The 16000-nt window shown below is 71.7% G+C and carries 12 protein-coding genes and 1 riboswitch; of the genes, 5 read left to right on the top strand and 7 right to left on the bottom strand.

Going from position 1 to position 16000, the window contains the following annotated elements; translation table 11 throughout:
- Window positions 1–24: 24 nt before the first annotated feature.
- Window positions 25–240: a PLDc N-terminal domain-containing protein gene (locus tag C7S10_RS13935; protein ID WP_108345051.1), complete on the top strand. Its 216-nt coding sequence runs from the start codon at window positions 25–27 to the stop codon at window positions 238–240.
- On the opposite strand, the gene C7S10_RS13930 is transcribed toward C7S10_RS13935, so the two are convergent.
- Window positions 241–1734 carry an amidase gene (locus C7S10_RS13930; RefSeq protein ID WP_108345050.1) on the bottom strand — a complete coding sequence of 498 codons (1494 nt, stop codon included), beginning with the start codon at window positions 1732–1734 and terminating at the stop codon, window positions 241–243.
- On the opposite strand from C7S10_RS13930, the gene C7S10_RS23175 reads away from it, so the two are divergent.
- Entirely contained in the window at window positions 1733–2470 is a 738-nt protein-coding gene (locus tag C7S10_RS23175) for an alpha/beta hydrolase family protein (RefSeq protein WP_423802716.1), read from the top strand. The two genes, C7S10_RS13930 and C7S10_RS23175, sit on opposite strands and share 2 nt — an antisense overlap.
- Before the next feature lie 75 nt (window positions 2471–2545).
- On the opposite strand, the gene C7S10_RS13920 is transcribed toward C7S10_RS23175, so the two are convergent.
- A complete protein-coding gene (locus tag C7S10_RS13920) occupies window positions 2546–3910 on the bottom strand; it encodes a flavin monoamine oxidase family protein (RefSeq protein ID WP_108345049.1) in 1365 nt (454 codons plus the stop codon).
- Window positions 3907–5316 (bottom strand): NAD(P)/FAD-dependent oxidoreductase, encoded by a 1410-nt coding sequence (locus tag C7S10_RS13915; RefSeq protein ID WP_108345048.1) that lies wholly within the window; start codon window positions 5314–5316, stop codon window positions 3907–3909. Before C7S10_RS13915 ends, C7S10_RS13920 begins: the two co-directional genes overlap by 4 nt.
- A gap of 165 nt (window positions 5317–5481) precedes the next feature.
- Here C7S10_RS13915 and C7S10_RS13910 point away from each other — a divergent pair, with 165 nt between their 5' ends.
- Window positions 5482–7005 (top strand): APC family permease, encoded by a 1524-nt coding sequence (locus tag C7S10_RS13910; RefSeq protein ID WP_108345047.1) that lies wholly within the window; start codon window positions 5482–5484, stop codon window positions 7003–7005.
- Window positions 7006–7010: 5 nt separating this feature from the next.
- Window positions 7011–7430 (top strand): universal stress protein, encoded by a 420-nt coding sequence (locus tag C7S10_RS13905; RefSeq protein ID WP_108345046.1) that lies wholly within the window; start codon window positions 7011–7013, stop codon window positions 7428–7430.
- Window positions 7431–7512: 82 nt separating this feature from the next.
- Here the strand turns inward: C7S10_RS13905 and C7S10_RS13900 are convergent, their stop codons facing one another.
- The gene (locus C7S10_RS13900; protein ID WP_108345045.1) at window positions 7513–8958 is read right to left on the bottom strand and encodes a gamma-aminobutyraldehyde dehydrogenase; all 1446 of its coding nucleotides are present in this window, start codon (window positions 8956–8958) and stop codon (window positions 7513–7515) included.
- A 39-nt stretch (window positions 8959–8997) separates the two neighbouring features.
- Here C7S10_RS13900 and C7S10_RS13895 point away from each other — a divergent pair, with 39 nt between their 5' ends.
- Window positions 8998–10920 (top strand): primary-amine oxidase, encoded by a 1923-nt coding sequence (locus C7S10_RS13895; protein WP_108345044.1) that lies wholly within the window; start codon window positions 8998–9000, stop codon window positions 10918–10920.
- A gap of 488 nt (window positions 10921–11408) precedes the next feature.
- On the opposite strand, the gene gabT is transcribed toward C7S10_RS13895, so the two are convergent.
- From gabT to C7S10_RS13880, 3 genes are all read right to left on the bottom strand, one after another.
- Window positions 11409–12749 (bottom strand): 4-aminobutyrate--2-oxoglutarate transaminase, encoded by a 1341-nt coding sequence (gene gabT, locus C7S10_RS13890; protein WP_108345281.1) that lies wholly within the window; start codon window positions 12747–12749, stop codon window positions 11409–11411.
- Window positions 12750–12845: 96 nt separating this feature from the next.
- The gene (lon, locus tag C7S10_RS13885; RefSeq protein ID WP_108345043.1) at window positions 12846–15161 is read right to left on the bottom strand and encodes an endopeptidase La; all 2316 of its coding nucleotides are present in this window, start codon (window positions 15159–15161) and stop codon (window positions 12846–12848) included.
- 43 nt (window positions 15162–15204) lie between these two features.
- The gene (locus C7S10_RS13880) at window positions 15205–15846 is read right to left on the bottom strand and encodes a histidine phosphatase family protein (RefSeq protein ID WP_165807153.1); all 642 of its coding nucleotides are present in this window, start codon (window positions 15844–15846) and stop codon (window positions 15205–15207) included.
- 17 nt (window positions 15847–15863) lie between these two features.
- Window positions 15864–15986: riboswitch (cobalamin riboswitch) on the top strand.
- The last annotated feature ends 14 nt before the right edge of the window (window positions 15987–16000 follow it).

Genomic DNA, 16000 nt, shown 5'->3' with positions numbered 1-16000 from the left:
TCGAGCGCTGGCTAGGATCGATCCGTGCCGAAGAAGACGTGGGCCGACCTGAGCCCCACCCAGAAGAAGCTGGTCGTGGTGGCCGGTGTCATCGAGGCCGCCGCGACGACGTGGTGCGTGCGCGACCTGGCCGGCCGACCGTCCTCCCAGGTCCGTGGGCCGAAATTGTTGTGGGGGCCGGCGCTGTCGGTCCAGCCGTTCGGCCCGATCGCCTACGTCCTGTGGGGCCGCAGGCGCTGATCAGGCCGGGTGCTCGGCCGCCCGGTAGCGGTGCGCCCACGGCTGCGCCTCCTCGAGCTGCGCGGCGAGGCGCAGCAGGTCGCCGTCGGAGCCGAGACGGCCGACGAGCTGGACGCCGAGTGGCAGGCCGGCGGCGGTCCAGTGCAGCGGCACCGAGATCGCCGGCCGACCCGTCAGGTTGGCGAGCTGCGTGTAGGGCACCCACCCGAGGTTGTCGCTGATCATCTGGTCGAGGATCCCGCTCGCGTTGAGGATCTTGCCGGCGCGGACCCTGGCCACCACCCGGGACGCCCGCTGCAGACCGGGCGAGGTGACCGTCGAGAGCACCTCGAGCGGCGGCTTCGCCAGCGTAGGAGTCAGGAAGTAGTCGTACGTCTCGTGGAAGCGGGCGAGCGCGTGGACGTACGACGTCACGTTGGCCAGCGAGGCGAGCAGCGGGGCGGCCCCGTTGGCCCGGCCGATCTCCGCCATGGCCAGGGTGTCGGACTCGAAGCCGGCGTCGCCCGCGCCCGTGCGCTTCTTGATGTCGCGGACCTGGCCGTAGACCTGGGCGAACCAGATCGTCAGGAAGTCGCGCGCCAGCGCCTCGTCGTCGTGCGGCGGCGAGACCTGCTCGACCTCGTGCCCGAGCTCGGCGAGCAGCTCTGCCGCACCCTCGACCGCGGCGACCGCCTCGGAATCGGGGGCGGCGTTGATCGCCGAGGAGGCCGACCAGCCGATGCGGAGCTTGCCCGGAGCCGACCGGATCTGCTCGGCGAACGGGACGTCGTGGGCCGGACCCTGGTAGTCGGAGCGCAGGTCGGGCCCGATGATCGTGTCGAGCAGCCCGGCGCTGTCGCGAACCGTCCGCGACACGACGCCCTGGGTCACCATCCCGAACATCACCTCACCGGTCTGCGGACCGTAGGGCCCCAGGCCGCGGCTGAGCTTGAGACCCACGAGCCCGTTGCAGGCCGCCGGGATGCGCACGGACCCGCCACCGTCGTTGGCCCCGGCGGCCGGGACGATGCCGGCCGCCACCGCGGCGCCGGACCCACCGGACGACCCGCCCGGCGTGTGCGCGGTGCTCCACGGGTTGCGGGCAGGGCCGAGCAGCTCCGACTCGGTGACGCCCTTGGCGCCGAGCTCGGGGGTGTTGGTCTTGCCGAAGACGACCAGCCCGGCGTCCAGGAACCGCTGGGTGACCAGCGCGTGCTCGGTGGCGACCTCGTGGCGCAGCGCGCGGCAGCCGCTCGTGGTCGGGAGTCCGGCGTACTCCTGCCCCAGGTCCTTGACCAGGAACGGCACCCCCGCGAACGGACCGGCGAGGTCGGGATCGGTCGCCCGGGCGTCGGCGTCGACGTCGATGTCGCGCACGATCGCGTTGAGCCGCGGGTTGACCTCGTCGCGCCGGGCCCGCGCCAGCGCCAGCAGCTCGGCGGCGGTGACCTCCTTGGTGCGGACCAGGTCGGCGAGAGCGGTGGCGTCGTGCTCGACGTACTCATCGGGGCGCATGACGGGAGACTACGCGCGGGTAGCGCGGACGTCTGTGAGGATGACCGCCGTGGCCGAGCACGTGAGGTTCCCCAGCACCAGCGGCCCCGAGCTCGGTGGTCTCGTCGACCACCCCGAGGGCGAGGTCCGGGGCTGGGGCGTCTTCTCCCACGGCTTCACGCTCGGCAAGGACTGCCCCGCCGCGAGCCGGATCTGCAAGCAGCTGGCCAGCGAGGGCATCGGCATGCTGCGCTTCGACAACCTCGGGCTCGGCACCTCTGACGGCGACTGGGGCGACGGGTCGTTCAGCCACAAGGTGGCCGACACCGCGCAGGCCGTCCGGTTCATGAACGACTCCGGCCGCGACGTCCGCCTCCTCGTGGGCCACTCCTTCGGCGGCGCGGCCGTCATCGCGGCAGCGCACGAGCTCGAGTCCGTGCGGGCCGTCGCCAGCGTCGGTGCGCCGTACGACGTCCGTCACGTCGAGCACCACTACGACGCGCTGGTCGAGCGGATCCTGGCCGAGGGCGAGGCACCGTTCCTGGTGGCGGCAAGGCCCTCACGCTCAAGCGGCACTTCCTGGAGGACGTGCGCTCGACCGACCTCCACGAGCAGATCCGCACCCTGCGCCGGGCCTTCCTGGTCATGCACTCCCCGACCGACAACACGGTCGGCATCGCCAACGCGAGCGAGATCTTCCGGGCCGCCCGGCACCCGCGCAGCTTCGTGTCGCTGGAGGGCGCCGACCACCTGCTGACCGGCCGCAACCAGGCCAGGCGCGCGGCGCGGATCATCAGTGCGTGGGCCGACCCCTACCTGGGCGGCTGACCCGTCAGCCGAGGTCGGCGAGCACCTCGCGCGCCGCGCGCTCACCGGCGTCCACGGCGCCCTCCATGTAGCCGCTCCACTGGAGCGCGGTCTCGGTCGCGGCCCACTTGATCGGCCCGACGGGCTCGCTCAGCGACGCACCGAAGTGGATCCAGCCGCACGGGCCGGGGTTGGCGTTGTAGCAGCCGCGCGTCCACTCGCGCTCGACCCAGCCGCCCTCGACGATCAGCTCGGGCTTCGCGGCCCGAGGTCCGAAGTGGCGCGCCATCTCCTCGCGCAGCGCCGCCTGCCGCTGCTCCTCCGGCCACCGGCCCTCGACGCGGGCGTTCTCGCCCTCGAGGAAGGCCAGGATGATGCCCGGGCCACCGGTCTCCTCGGGCATGCACGAGTCGTTGGACATGCGCGCCGGTCCGGCGTCGGAGATCAGCTGCGCGTTGAGTCCCTCGTCGCGCCAGAACGGCTCGTCGTAGAGGATGAACGACTTGTGGGCCGAGGCCTGCGGCATCCGCTGGGTCAGCTGGTCGCGGACGCCGGGCAGCGGCGGGTCGTACATGATCCGCCCGGCCAGCGTCGGCGCGAGCGCGACGATGGCCTGCTTGCCCGTCGCGACCAGTCCCCCACGACACGTCACGGTGACGACGTCGCCCGACACGTCGATGGACATCACGGGCGAGGACAGGACGACGCGCTCGCCGAGCTCGTCGGCGAGGCGCTGCGGGATCTGGCCGGTGCCGCCGACGAACCGCTTGGTCTGCGCGCCACCCTCCGACTCGCTCAGCAGGTCGGCCGTCACCCCGCAGGTGACGACGTTGACGAGCAGGCCGAGCAGCGACACCTCGACGGTGGGCACGGCGAGGATCCCGACCGTGCAGATCTCGATCAGCTCGCGACCCAGCGGCGAGAGCCCCTGGGCGTCGTACCACTGCCCGACCGTGATCCGGTCCCACTCGTCGGCCTTCGGCGCGAGCCAGGGCGCCGCGACGTCGACGGTCTCCGCCATGGCGTCGAGCTCGCGCAGCACCCGCTCGACGTGCTCGAGGTCGTCGGCGTACGCCGCGTGGAACGCGTCGCCGCGCAGCACCCGACCGCCGAACTCGTAGGACGTGTCGCCGTCCTCGAACTGCTGGTAGAGCGCGATCCCGAGCTCGGCGGCCAGCGCCGCCATCCGGTGGTGCGTGTCGCCGATCCACTGCGCGCCGAGCTCGAGGAACACGCCGGGCACGGGCTCCTCGGTGAGGATCCGCCCGCCGACGCGGTCGTTGGCCTCGAGCACGAGCGGCTCGCGCCCGGCCTTGAGCACCTCGCGCGCCGCCACCAGGCCGGACAGCCCGGCCCCGACCACGATGACGTCTGCCTCACGCACACTCATGACTCGAACCCCAGTCCCATCTTGTCGAGCGTGCGCAGCCACAGGTTGCGCTGCCCGCCGTTGCGGTCGGCCGCCGCGATCGCCAGCCGGGTCGCGGTGATCGCGCCGTAGCGGATCGGCTCCGGCGGGAACGGCAGCGGCTTGCTGCGCACCATCTGCAGCCGGGTGCGCTCGGTGTCGAGGCCGTCGACCAGGTCGAGGAGCACACGCGCCCCGAAGCGGCTCGCGCCGACCCCGAGGCCGGTGTAGCCGGCGACGTAGGCCAGCCGGTCGGCGTACGCCGTGCCCCAGAACGCCGTGAAGCGGCTGCAGGTGTCGATCGCCCCGCCCCACCGGTGCGTGAAGTGGAGGCCCTCGAGCTGCGGGAAGGTGCCGAAGAACTGCTCGGCGAGCAGCTTGTACGTCGAGGGGCGCTGGTCGTACTCCGCGCGGACCCGGCCGCCGTAGTGGTAGATCGCGTCGTACCCGCCCCACAGGATCCGGTTGTCGGCGGTCAGCCGGTAGTAGTGGAACTGGTTGGCGGCGTCGGCCAGCCCCTCGCGTCCCTGCCAGCCGAGGGACCCGAGCTGGTCGGTGCTGAGCGGCTCGGTGACGAGCGCGTAGTCGTAGACCGGGACGACGTAGTGGCGCAGCCGTTTCAGCAGGCCGGTCTCGACGTTGGTGGCCAGCACCACCTTGCGGGCCCGCACGACGCCGAGGTCGGTGCTCGCCCGCATCCCCGCGCCGTCCTTGGCCAGGTCGGTGACGCGGGTGTGCTCGTGGATCCGCACACCCAGGTCGAGGCAGGCACGCTTCAGGCCCCACGCCAGCTTGGCGGGATGGACCATCGCGACGCCGTCGGGGTCGTGGACGGCGGCAAGGTACGTCGGGGAGTCGACGCGCGCGCGGGCCTCCTCGCCGTCGAGGAACCGCATCGTGCCGCCGTGCGCGTTGACGGTGTCGGCGAGCTCGCGGAGGTCGTCGACCTGCCACGGCGCGGTGGCGAAGTCGAGCTCGCCGGTGCGCTCCCACTCGGCGTCGATCCCGTGGCGGCGCAGGGTGTCCTCGATGCCGTCGAGGTTGTCGCGTCCCATCCGCTGCAGGACGTCGAACTCGTCGGCGAACCGCTCGAGCCCGTTGGCCTCGCCGTGCGTGATGCTGGCCGCACAGAAGCCGCCGTTGCGACCCGACGCCGCCCAGCCGACCTCGTACCCCTCGAGCACGAGCACGTCGCGGGACGGGTCGTCCTCCTTGGCCTGGAGCGCCGCCCACAGGCCGGTGTAGCCGCCGCCGACGACGAGGAGGTCGGTGCTGGTGTCGCCGACGAGCGCCGGCTCCGTCCTGGGGCGCCCGGGGTCGGCGAGCCAGAAGACGCTCGGCTCGGCGTGGGCGAGGGAGGCCAGCACGTCGCCGGGGCGGGAGGTCATCGCGTCATCCTAGGGGTGGTCGGCGCCGTCCGGGCTGGCGAAAAATTGACCGTTCGAGGTCCTGTCTCGTTACCGTCCGCGGGTCTACAGTCGGCTCACTTGCGACACCTGACTGGGAGGGCGTGACGTCATGGCGGCTGAAGGAACTATGTGGGGGAAGCCCAGTTGAGCACGACGGCGACCCAGGAGGACGGAGAGCTCAAGGCCGGCGCCATCGGCTTCCTCGACGCACTGGTGATCGGACTCGCGTCCACCTCCCCGGCTTACTCGCTGGCCGCCGTCATCGGCGCGATCACCGCGGCGGTCGGGGTCTATGCGCCGGGTGCGCTGTTGGCGTCGTTCGTGCCGATGGCCCTGATCGCCACCGCCTTCCTCTACCTCAATCGGGTGGACCCCGACTGCGGCACCACCTTCAGCTGGGTGACCAGGGCGCTCGGCCCCTGGATCGGTTGGCTCGGCGGTTGGGCGATCACGATGACCGGCGTGCTCGTGATCGGCTCGCTGGCCGACGTCGGGGCTGGTTTCGGCCTCCGCACCTTCGGGGCGGACGCCGCCGCGGACAACGCCTGGATCCGGATGCCACTGGCGATCGGGCTGATCCTGCTGCTGACCTGGGTCTGCGTGCTCGGCACCGACGTCTCGGCCCGGCTGCAGAACATCATGATCATCGCCCAGGTGGTGTCGCTGCTGGTCTTCGCCGCCGTCGCCATCGGCCGCGCCGTCACCGACAACGCACCCGCCGACCTGTCCCCGATCGATCCGTCACTGACCTGGCTCAATCCGTTCGGGGGTGGCGGCGCCGGGTTGACCACCGCCCTCCTCCTGGGAGTCTTCGCCTACTGGGGCTGGGAGTCAGCGGTCAACCTCAGCGAGGAGACCACCGACGGCAACTCCACCCCCGGTCGTGCCGCGCTCTGGTCGACGCTGGTGCTGCTGGTCACCTACGTCTCGGTGGCCTACGCCGTCGTCTCCTTCGCCGGCACCCAGTGGCTGTCCGACAACGCCGGCGAGGAGGAGTTCATCTTCTCCGCCCTGGCCGAGCACGCGATGGGCGGCTGGGACTGGGTCGTGCTGGCCTCGGTGTCCACCTCGGCCATCGCCTCCACCCAGACCACGATCATCCCGGCCTCGCGGACCGGGCTGTCGATGGCGCGGCGGCACGCACTGCCCCACAGGCTCGCGCACATCCATCCTCACCACCGGACCCCCGACGTGAGCACCTGGACGGTCGCGGCCATCGCCATCGCGTGGTACGTCGCGATCTACCAGATCAGCGAGAACGCGCTGTTCGACTCGCTCACCGCGCTGGCGCTGCTGATCGCCTTCTACTACGCACTCACCGGCATCGCGTGCGCGGTGTACCACCGCAAGCACCTGATGGAGTCAGCGAAGAACCTCATCCTGATCGGTATCGGTCCGCTGGTCGGTGCCGCACTGCTGATCTGGCTGCTCGTGCTCTCGGTGCGCGACATGTCCGACCCGGCCAACTCCTACAGCGGCGTGTCCTGGCTCGGCGTCGGTCCGCCCCTGGTGATCGGCGTCGGCATCTTCCTGGTGGGCGTGGTCTTCATGTTCGTGTGGCGGGTGGTGGACGGGCGGTTCTGGCAGGAACGCGCCGGACTGCCGGACCCGGACGTGGTGCACGGGCTGAAGGCCGCGGCCGGCGACCCCGACGGACTGGAGGGCTGAGCGACATGGCGGTCGTCCTCGGCTTCGACGAGTCACCCGGCGCCCGGGCCGCGCTGGCCACCGCGCTCAGCGTGGCGCAACGCTTCGGTGAGCGCCTCGTGCTGGTCTACGGCAGCGCCCCGCCCGGCGGCCTGGGCGAGGAGGCCACGGCACACCGCGAGGCCCTGCGGGAGATCGGCGCGGCTGCCCTGTCCCACGCGATGGAGGCGGCCGAGGCGGCGGGTGTGGACAGCGTCGTCGAGCTCGTCGACTCCAAGCCGGCGCAGGCGCTGGTGGAGGTCGCCGAGCGCTACGACGCCACGGTCATCGTCGTCGGGACGGCCGGCGAGAGCCCGATCCGTGGCGCCGTGCTCGGCTCCACCCCGCACAAGCTGCTGCACGTCAGCACCCGGCCGGTGCTGTGCGTGCCCGCCGTCGTGGACTGATCCCTTCGTCTTGGTTTCCCCGCCTCGGCGGGGAAACCGCGACGACCTCAGCAGACGCGGGAGCGCGGGGTACGGCGGAGGGTCAGCCCTCGAAGCCGTGGTGCTGCATCACGTGCTTGATGCGCGTGTAGTCCTCCATGCCGTACATCGAGAGGTCCTTGCCGTAGCCGGAGTGCTTGAAGCCGCCGTGCGGCATCTCGGCGACCAGCGGGATGTGGGTGTTGATCCACACGCAGCCGAAGTCGAGGCGCAGCGACATCCGGGTCGCGGTGGTGGCGTTGGAGGTCCACACCGAGGACGAGAGGCCGTAGACCGTGTCGTTGGCCATCCGCACGGCCTCGTCCTCGTCGGAGAACTTCTGCACCGTGAGCACCGGGCCGAAGATCTCGGTGGTGATGAGCTCGTCGGTCTGCTCGAGGTCGGCGATCACGGTCGGCTGGTAGAAGAAGCCGTCACCGCCGATCTTCTGGCCACCGGTGACGACGCGGGCGTGCTCGGGCGCACGGTCGACGAGACCGGAGATGTGGTCGAGCTGGTTGGCGTTGTTGATGGGGCCGAAGAAGATGTCGTCGTCGGCGGGGTCGAAGCCGGTCTTCATCGCCGCGGCGGCCTCGGCGAGCTTCGCGGTGAACTCGTCGTAGACCCCGGCCTGCACGATCACCCGGGTCGCGGCGGTGCAGTCCTGGCCGGCGTTGAAGAGGCCGGCCTCGGAGATGCCCGACACGGCGGCGTCGAGGTCGGCGTCGTCGAAGACCACGACCGGGGCCTTGCCGCCGAGCTCGAGGTGGGCGCGCTTCAGGTCCTCGGCCGCTGACTTGGCGACCGCCATGCCCGCGCGGGTGGAGCCCGTGATCGAGACGAGCTGCGGGACCTTGTGGCGGGTCAGCGCGGCGCCGGTGTCGCGGTCACCGGTGATCAGGTTGACCACGCCGGCCGGGAAGATGTCCTGCATCTTCTCGAACATCCAGTACGACGACGCGGGGGTCGTGTCCGACGGCTTCATCACCACGGTGCAGCCCGCGGCCAGGGCGGGCGCGAACTTCCAGACCGCCATCATCATCGGGTAGTTCCACGGGGCGACCTGCCCGACCGGGCCCACGGGCTCGCGGCGGATCGAGGAGGTGAAGCCGGCGAGGTACTCCCCCGACGACCGACCCTCGAGGACGCGCGCGGCGCCGGCGAAGAACCGGATCTGGTCGACCATCACCGGCACCTCCTCGCTGCGCGTGAGGTGGGCCGGCTTGCCGGTGTTCTCGCCCTCGATGGCGATGAGCTCCTCGGCACCGTCCTCGATCACGTCGGCCAGCTTGAGCAGGGCCTGCTGGCGGGTGCTCGGGGTCGACCAGCGCCACTTCTCGAAGGCCTTCGCAGACGCCTGGAACGCGAGGTCCACGTCGTGCTCGTCCGACATCGGCGCGGTGGCGTAGACGGCACCCGTCGAGGGGTTGATGATGTCCATCGCGGCGCCCGACGCGGACGCCTGGACCTGCCCGTCGATGATGTTGTGGAAAGTCTTCTTGTCCGACATAGCGCACAGGCTAGGCCCATCGATTCGGAGAGGGAACACATGGCGATCCACCCGCTCACCCCGCTGACCGAGGACGAGTTCCGGGCGACGGCCGCGATCCTGCGCCGCGACCAGGGGCTGGACGGATCGTGGCGGTTCGCCGGCATCGAGCTGGCCGAGCCGGCGAAGACGCTGGTGAAGGCCTGGAAGGCCGGCGACGCGGTGGAGCGGTCGGCCCTCGCCGTACTGTGGAACCGCGAGAGCAACGAGGCCGCCGAGGCCGTCGTCGACCTCACCGGCGACGCCGTGACGTCGTGGACGATCGTGCCCGGCGCCACCCCCAACTTCACCGTCGACGAGTGGCACGACATCGACGTCGCCATGAAGTCCCACCCCGACGTCCGCGCGGCCCTCGCCGAGCGCGGCATCACCGACATGGACCTCGTGCTCTTCGACGCGTGGACCTACGCCAAGGCGCTGATGCCGCCGCAGTACGCCGACCGCCGACTCGGCTGGTGCGACATCTGGGTGCGCAAGACGCCGAACGGGAGCCCGTACGCCCACCCCGTGCCGGGCATGAAGCTGATCGTCGACATGAACACCAGCGAGCTCCTCGACATCGAGCGCGGCCCAGACCCGGGCATGCCGGAGGTCAAGGGCGAGTACGTCCCCGCGGAGTGGGGCGGCGAGCAGCGCACCGACATCGCGCCGCTGCAGATCGTCCAGCCCGAGGGCGTCTCGTTCACCCTCGACGGCGAGGAGCTGCGCTGGCAGAAGTGGTCGATGCGCGTCGGCTTCAACTACCGCGAGGGGATGACGCTGCACGCGATCTCCTACGACGGACGCGACGTCGCGCACCGGATGTCCTTCGCCGAGATGATCGTCCCCTACCGCGACCCCTCCTTCGAGCACGTGCGCCGAACGGCCTACGACATCGGCGAGTGGGGCCTCGGCTTCATGACCACCTCGCTCGAGCTCGGCTGCGACTGCCTCGGCGAGATCACCTACCTCGACGCCACGCTGCACGACACCCAGGGCGAGCCGTTCACCATCGGCAACGCGATCTGCATCCACGAGGAGGACAACGCGATCCTGTGGAAGCACGTCGACGAGCACGCCGGCGCCGAGGTCCGCCGGATGCGCCGCTTCGTCGTCTCGTTCCACGCGACGGTCGCCAACTACGAGTACATCGTCTACTGGCGCTTCTACCAGGACGGCAACATCGAGTGCGAGGTCCGCGCCACCGGGATCATGGTCACCACGCCGTACGACGCCGAGGCCGGCGCGCCCCGCACGGGGACCAGGGTCGACAACACGACGTACGCCCCGATCCACCAGCACTTCATCGTCGCGCGCCTCGACCTCGACGTGGACGGCCCGACGCAGACGGTCCTCGAGGTCGACTCGGAGGTCGTGCCCGTCGGGCCGGACAACCCGCACGGGCTGGCGGTCCGGACGGTCGCGACCCCGGTCCGCTCCGAGGCGGAGTCGGGCCGCGACTTCAGCTGGGAGCGGCAGCGCGGGTGGAAGGTCATCAACCCGAACGCGACGAACGCGCACGGCGACCACCCGGCGTACAAGCTCGTGCCGAGCGCCTCGATCCCGTCCCTGATGGAGCCCGGGACCCCGCAGTTCGAGCGGGCGCCGGTCATCGGGCACACCGTGTGGGTGACGGCCAACCACCCCGAGGAGAGGTGGCCGGCCGGCGCCTACCCGACCCAGTCGACGACCGACGTGCGCGGGATGAGCGAGTGGGTCGCCGACGACGAGCCGCTCGAGGACGCCGACGTCGTGCTCTGGTACGTCTTCGGCATCCACCACGTGCCGCGACCGGAGGACTGGCCGGTCATGCCCGCCGACACGGTCGCGTGGTGGCTCAAGCCCTTCGGCTTCTTCGACGAGAACCCGTCGCTCGACGTGCCCCCGTCACCGAAGATGTCGGGTTCGTGCTGCGCCGACGGCGAGTGCACCTGCTCCCACTGAGCACCCAGCTCACCAGCCCTGTCGTGGTGGCGGCACATCGCGACGTACGACGCCCCCCACCCGCGATCTGCCGCCACCCAGCCCACCAGCCCCGGCGCGGTACCAGCCCCGTCGTGGTGGCGGCACATCGCGACGTACGACGCCCACCACCCGCGATCCGCCGCCACCCAGCCCGGCAGCCCCGCCGCGGTGGCGGCACATCGCGACCTAAGACGCCCACCACCCGCGATCCGCCGCCACCCAGCCCGGCAGCCCCGCCGCGGTGGCGGCACATCGCGACCTAAGACGCCCACCACCCGCGATCCGCCGCCACCCAGCACGGCAGCCACGGCGCGGTGGCGGCACATCGCGACGTACGGCGCCCACCACCCGCGATCTGCCGCCACCCACCTCGACCCCCCGCCGTGGTGGCGGCACATCGCGACGTACGGCGCCCACCACCCGCAATCTGCCGCCACCCAGCTCGACAGCGGCCGAGGCCACCCCGGCTACACCGAGGCGAAGACCGACTCCAGGATGTCGAGGCCCTCGGCGAGCAGGTGGTCGGGCATCGAGAGCGGCGGGAGGAAGCGCAGGACGTTGCCGTAGGTGCCGCAGGTCAGCACGATCAGCCCCTGCTGGTGGGCGGCGGTCGCAACGGCCTTGGTGAGGTCGGGGTCGGGGGTCGTGCCCTCGGTGACGAGCTCGACGGCCAGCATCGCGCCGCGACCACGGATGTCGCCGATGCGCGGGTCCTTGGCCTGGATCGCGGTGAGGCGCTCGACCATCGTCCTCTCGATCGCCTGGGCGCGCTCGACCAGGCCGTCGGCCTCGATCGTCTCGATGACGGCCAGCGCCGCGGCGCAGGCGATCGGGTTGCCGCCGTACGTCCCTCCCAGGCCGCCGACGTGAGGCGCGTCCATGATCTCGGCGCGCCCCGTCACGGCGCTCAGCGGCAGGCCACCGGCGATGCCCTTGGCGGTGGTGATCAGGTCGGGTGCGACGCCCTCGTGCTCCATCGCGAACATCGCGCCGGTGCGGGCGAAGCCCGACTGCACCTCGTCGGCGACGAAGACGACGCCGTTGGCGTTGCACCACTCGACGAGGGTGGGCAGGAAGCCGGGGGCGGGCACGACGAAGCCGCCCTCGCCGAGGATCGGCTCGATGACGAAGGCGGCGAGGTTGTCGGCGCCGACCTGCTTCTCGATCTCGTCGATCGTGCGCTTCGCGGCGGCGACGCCGTCGGTCTCGCCGTCGCGGAAGGGGTACGACGCCGAGGCGCGGTAGACCTCGCCCGCGAACGGCCCGAAGCCGCTCTTGTAGGGCATCGACTTGGCGGTCATCGCCATCGTCAGGTTGGTCCGCCCGTGGTAGGCGTGGTCGACGACCACGACCGCCTGGCGCTTGGTGAACTGGCGGGCGATCTTGACGGCGTTCTCGACGGCCTCGGCACCGGAGTTGAAGAGCACCGACTTCTTCTCGAAGTCACCCGGGGTGAGGCGGTTGAGCGCCTCGGCGACCCGGACGTAGCCGTCGTAGGGCGTGATCATGAAGCAGGTGTGGGTGAACGCGGCGACCTGCTCGGCGACGGCCGCGGCGACGCGCGGGGCACTGTTGCCGACGGTGGTCACGGCGATGCCGGAGCCGAAGTCGATCAGCGAGTTGCCGTCGACGTCGACGACGACTCCCCCGCCGGCGGCGGTGACGTAGACCGGCAGCGTGGTGCCGACCCCCGACGCGACGCTCGCGGTCTTGCGCGCGTGCAGTGCCTGCGACTCGGGACCGGGGATCGCGGTGACGATCCGGCGCTCCTGGGGCAGCTGCGGTCCTCCGACGTGTGACGTGGACATCGACATGGCGTTCCTCTCCTTGGTGCGGTGAGGATGACGCTAGTCCTGACGAGTGGCCGGAGCCACTCGCCAGGACCCACGACGACCGGACCGGCCTCAGGCGGCCGCTGCGGCGCCCGTCGTCCCCGGCTCGAGGGCACCGCGCACCACGTCGAGGACGTCACCCACGACGTTCACCGTCAGGGCCTCGAGGACGTCGGCGGGGACGTCGTCGAGGTCGGGCTCGTTGCGCAGCGGCACGAACACCTCGGTGATGCCGTTGCGCTGGGCGGCGAGCAGCTTCTGCTTCAGCCCGCCGATGGGCAGCACGCGGCCGTTGAGCGTGACCTCACCGGTCATCCCGACCTCGGACCGCACGGGCCGTCCGCTGGCCAGCGACGTCAGGGCGGTGACCATCGTGATGCCGGCCGACGGGCCGTCCTTCGGCGTGGCCCCGGCCGGCACGTGCACGTGGATCGCCCGGTCGAAGAACGACGCGTCGACGCCGAGCTCGGCGGCGTGGGAGCGGACGAAGGTGAGGGCGATCTGGGCCGACTCCTTCATCACGTCCCCGAGCTGGCCGGTCAGGGTGAGCCCGGCCTTGCCCTCGTGGGCGGAGGCCTCGATGAAGAGCACGTCACCACCGAGCCCGGTCACGGCGAGACCCGTCGCGACGCCCGGCACCGAGGTGCGCTCGGGCGCCTCCGGCGTGAAGCGGGGACGTCCGACGAGGTCCTTCAGGTCGGCCAGGTCGACGTCGACGCGCTCGGCGCCGCTCGCGAGCCGGATCGCCGCCTTGCGCAGCGCCTTGGCGAGGAACCGCTCCATCTGGCGCACGCCCGCCTCGCGGGTGTAGTTGGCCGCGATCTCGCGCAGCGCGGCGTCGGACACGGTGACCTCGTCGGCCGTCAGCGCGGCCCGCTCGAGCTGCCGCGGCAGCAGGAAGTCGCGGGCGATGGCGACCTTGTCGTCCTCGGTGTAGCCGTCGAGGGTGACGAGCTCCATCCGGTCGAGCAGGGCCTGCGGGATCTGCTCGACGACGTTGGCGGTGGCGATGAACAGCACGTCGGACAGGTCGAGGTCGAGCTCGAGGTAGTGGTCGCGGAACGTGTGGTTCTGCGCGGGGTCCAGCACCTCCAGCAGGGCCGCAGCCGGGTCGCCGCGGTAGTCGGCGCCGATCTTGTCGACCTCGTCGAGCAGGACGACCGGGTTCATCGAGCCGGCCTCCTTGATCGCCCGCACGATGCGACCCGGCAGCGCGCCGACGTACGTCCTGCGGTGGCCGCGGATCTCGGCCTCGTCGCGGACGCCGCCGAGGGCGACGCGGACGAACTCCCGGCCCAGCGCGTGCGCGACGGACTCGCCGAGCGAGGTCTTGCCGACGCCGGGAGGACCGGCGAGCAGGACGACGGCGCCGGAGCCACGGCCGCCGACGACCTGGAGGCCGCGCTCGGCGCGGCGGGCGCGGACGGCGAGGTATTCCACGATCCGCTCCTTGACCTCGTCGAGGCCGTGGTGGTCGGCGTCGAGCACCCCCCGCGCGGCGACGATGTCGGTCGAGTCCTCGGTCGTGACGTGCCACGGCAGCTCGAGCACCGTGTCGAGCCAGGTCCGGATCCACGCGGTCTCGGGGCTCTGGTCGCTCGACCGCTCGAGCTTGTCGACCTCGCGGAGCAGCGCCTCGCGCACGGCGTCGGGCACCTCGGCGGCCTCGACCCGCGCCCGGTAGTCGTCGGCGCCCTCGGGCTCGCCCTCGCCGAGCTCCTTGCGGATCGCCGCCAGCTGCTGGCGGAGCAGGAACTCGCGCTGGCTCCTCTCCATGCCCTCGCGCACGTCCTCGCCGATCTTGTCGGTGACCTCGGCCTCGGCGAGGTGGTCGCGGGTCCAGCCGATCAGGGTCTCGAGGCGGGACTCGACGTCCGTGTCCTCGAGGAGCTCGCGCTTGCGCTCGGCGGAGATGTACGGCGCGTAGCCGGCCGCGTCCGCGATCGCGCTGGGGTCGGACATCTGGTGGACCTGGTCGATGACCTGCCAGGCCTCGCGGCGCTGGAGGACGGCGACGACGAGGCGCTTGTAGTCCTCGGCGAGCTCGCGGGCCCGCTCGGTGACGTGGTCCTCGACGGGCTCGACCTCGACCCAGAGGGCAGCCCCGGGGCCGCTGACGCCGCTGCCGATCCGGCCGCGCTGCTCCGCCTTGAGCACGACGGCGGGGCCGCCGCTGCTGAACCGGCCGACGCGCTCGACCTTGGCGATGACGCCGTGCGAGGCGTAGCGGTCGTCCAGGCGCGGGGCGACCAGGAGGCGGCCCTCGCTGCCGGTGTTGGCCGCGTCGACGGCCGCTCGGGAGGCCTCGTCGAGCTCGAGCGAGACCACCATCCCGGGCAGCACGACGAGATCGGCGACGAACAGGACGGGAAGACTGGTGCTGGACACGATGGTCCCTCGCTTTCGACAACCTTGAGTGGTGTCGACTCAACTAGCGGGGGGTCGGCCGTGTTCCGGGGAGGGTGCCGTGTTCGTCAACAGCGAAATCCGGTCCGTCGTCCCCGACGGGGTCCAGCCACGCCAGCTCGCCGTCCCAGCGGGCGACCGACCCGTTGGCCACCTCGACCCACGGCACGTCCGTCACCGGCTGGTCGAGGAGCAGGGCGATCGCCGCGCGGATCGCGTCGCCGTGGCTGACCAGCACGGTCGGCACCGCGGGGTCGACCGCGTCCAGCACCTCGGCCAGGCGGCGGCGTACGGCGGCGACGGACTCCCCTCCGGCCATCGGCAGCTCCGGGTCGGTCCAGTCGTGGAGCTCGGCGTGCGCCCACGACTCCTCGTAGCGCAGACCCTCCAGCGACCCGAGGTGCTGCTCGCGCAGGCGGAAGTCGAGGACGGGCTCGACCCCGAGCCGGTCGCCGATGGTGCGCGCCGTCTCGAGCGCGCGCAGCAGGTCGCTGGTGACGAGCCGCGCCTCGCCGTCCGCCAGGTCGGCGGCGAGGACCGAGGCGGCGGCCTCGGCCTGGGCGCGACCGAGGTCGGTCAGCCGCGGGTGGTCGGTCTGGCCCTGCGTGAGCCGGAGGACGTTCCACTCCGACTGGCCGTGCCTCACGAGGTAGACCGGAGCGCGCACGTCGCCCAGTCTCCACTACTGTGGCGTCGAGCCAAGGACACGAGGAACCCGGTGCGACTCCGGGGCGGTTCCGCCACTGTGACGACCACTCCCTGACGGGAGGGGTCCAGCCAGACACTCCCCGCGGCTCATCCGACCGATAGCCGGGGCGAGA

It is taken from the genome of Nocardioides currus (genome assembly GCF_003057875.1).
In the GTDB taxonomy this organism is placed as follows: Bacteria; Actinomycetota; Actinomycetes; order Propionibacteriales; family Nocardioidaceae; genus Nocardioides; species Nocardioides currus.
This window is presented reverse-complemented; position numbering and strand designations above follow the sequence as displayed.

Bases quoted from the DNA above. Each gene is read 5' to 3' on its own strand.
- gabT (WP_108345281.1), bottom strand. From the start codon at position 12,749: ATGTCCACGTCACACGTCGGAGGACCGCAGCTGCCCCAGGAGCGCCGG.
- C7S10_RS13895 (WP_108345044.1), top strand. From the start codon at position 8,998: ATGGCGATCCACCCGCTCACCCCGCTGACCGAGGACGAGTTCCGGGCG.
- C7S10_RS13900 (WP_108345045.1), bottom strand. From the start codon at position 8,958: ATGTCGGACAAGAAGACTTTCCACAACATCATCGACGGGCAGGTCCAG.
- C7S10_RS13905 (WP_108345046.1), top strand. From the start codon at position 7,011: ATGGCGGTCGTCCTCGGCTTCGACGAGTCACCCGGCGCCCGGGCCGCG.
- C7S10_RS13930 (WP_108345050.1), bottom strand. From the start codon at position 1,734: ATGCGCCCCGATGAGTACGTCGAGCACGACGCCACCGCTCTCGCCGAC.
- C7S10_RS23175 (WP_423802716.1), top strand. From the start codon at position 1,733: ATGACGGGAGACTACGCGCGGGTAGCGCGGACGTCTGTGAGGATGACC.
- C7S10_RS13915 (WP_108345048.1), bottom strand. From the start codon at position 5,316: ATGACCTCCCGCCCCGGCGACGTGCTGGCCTCCCTCGCCCACGCCGAG.
- C7S10_RS13920 (WP_108345049.1), bottom strand. From the start codon at position 3,910: ATGAGTGTGCGTGAGGCAGACGTCATCGTGGTCGGGGCCGGGCTGTCC.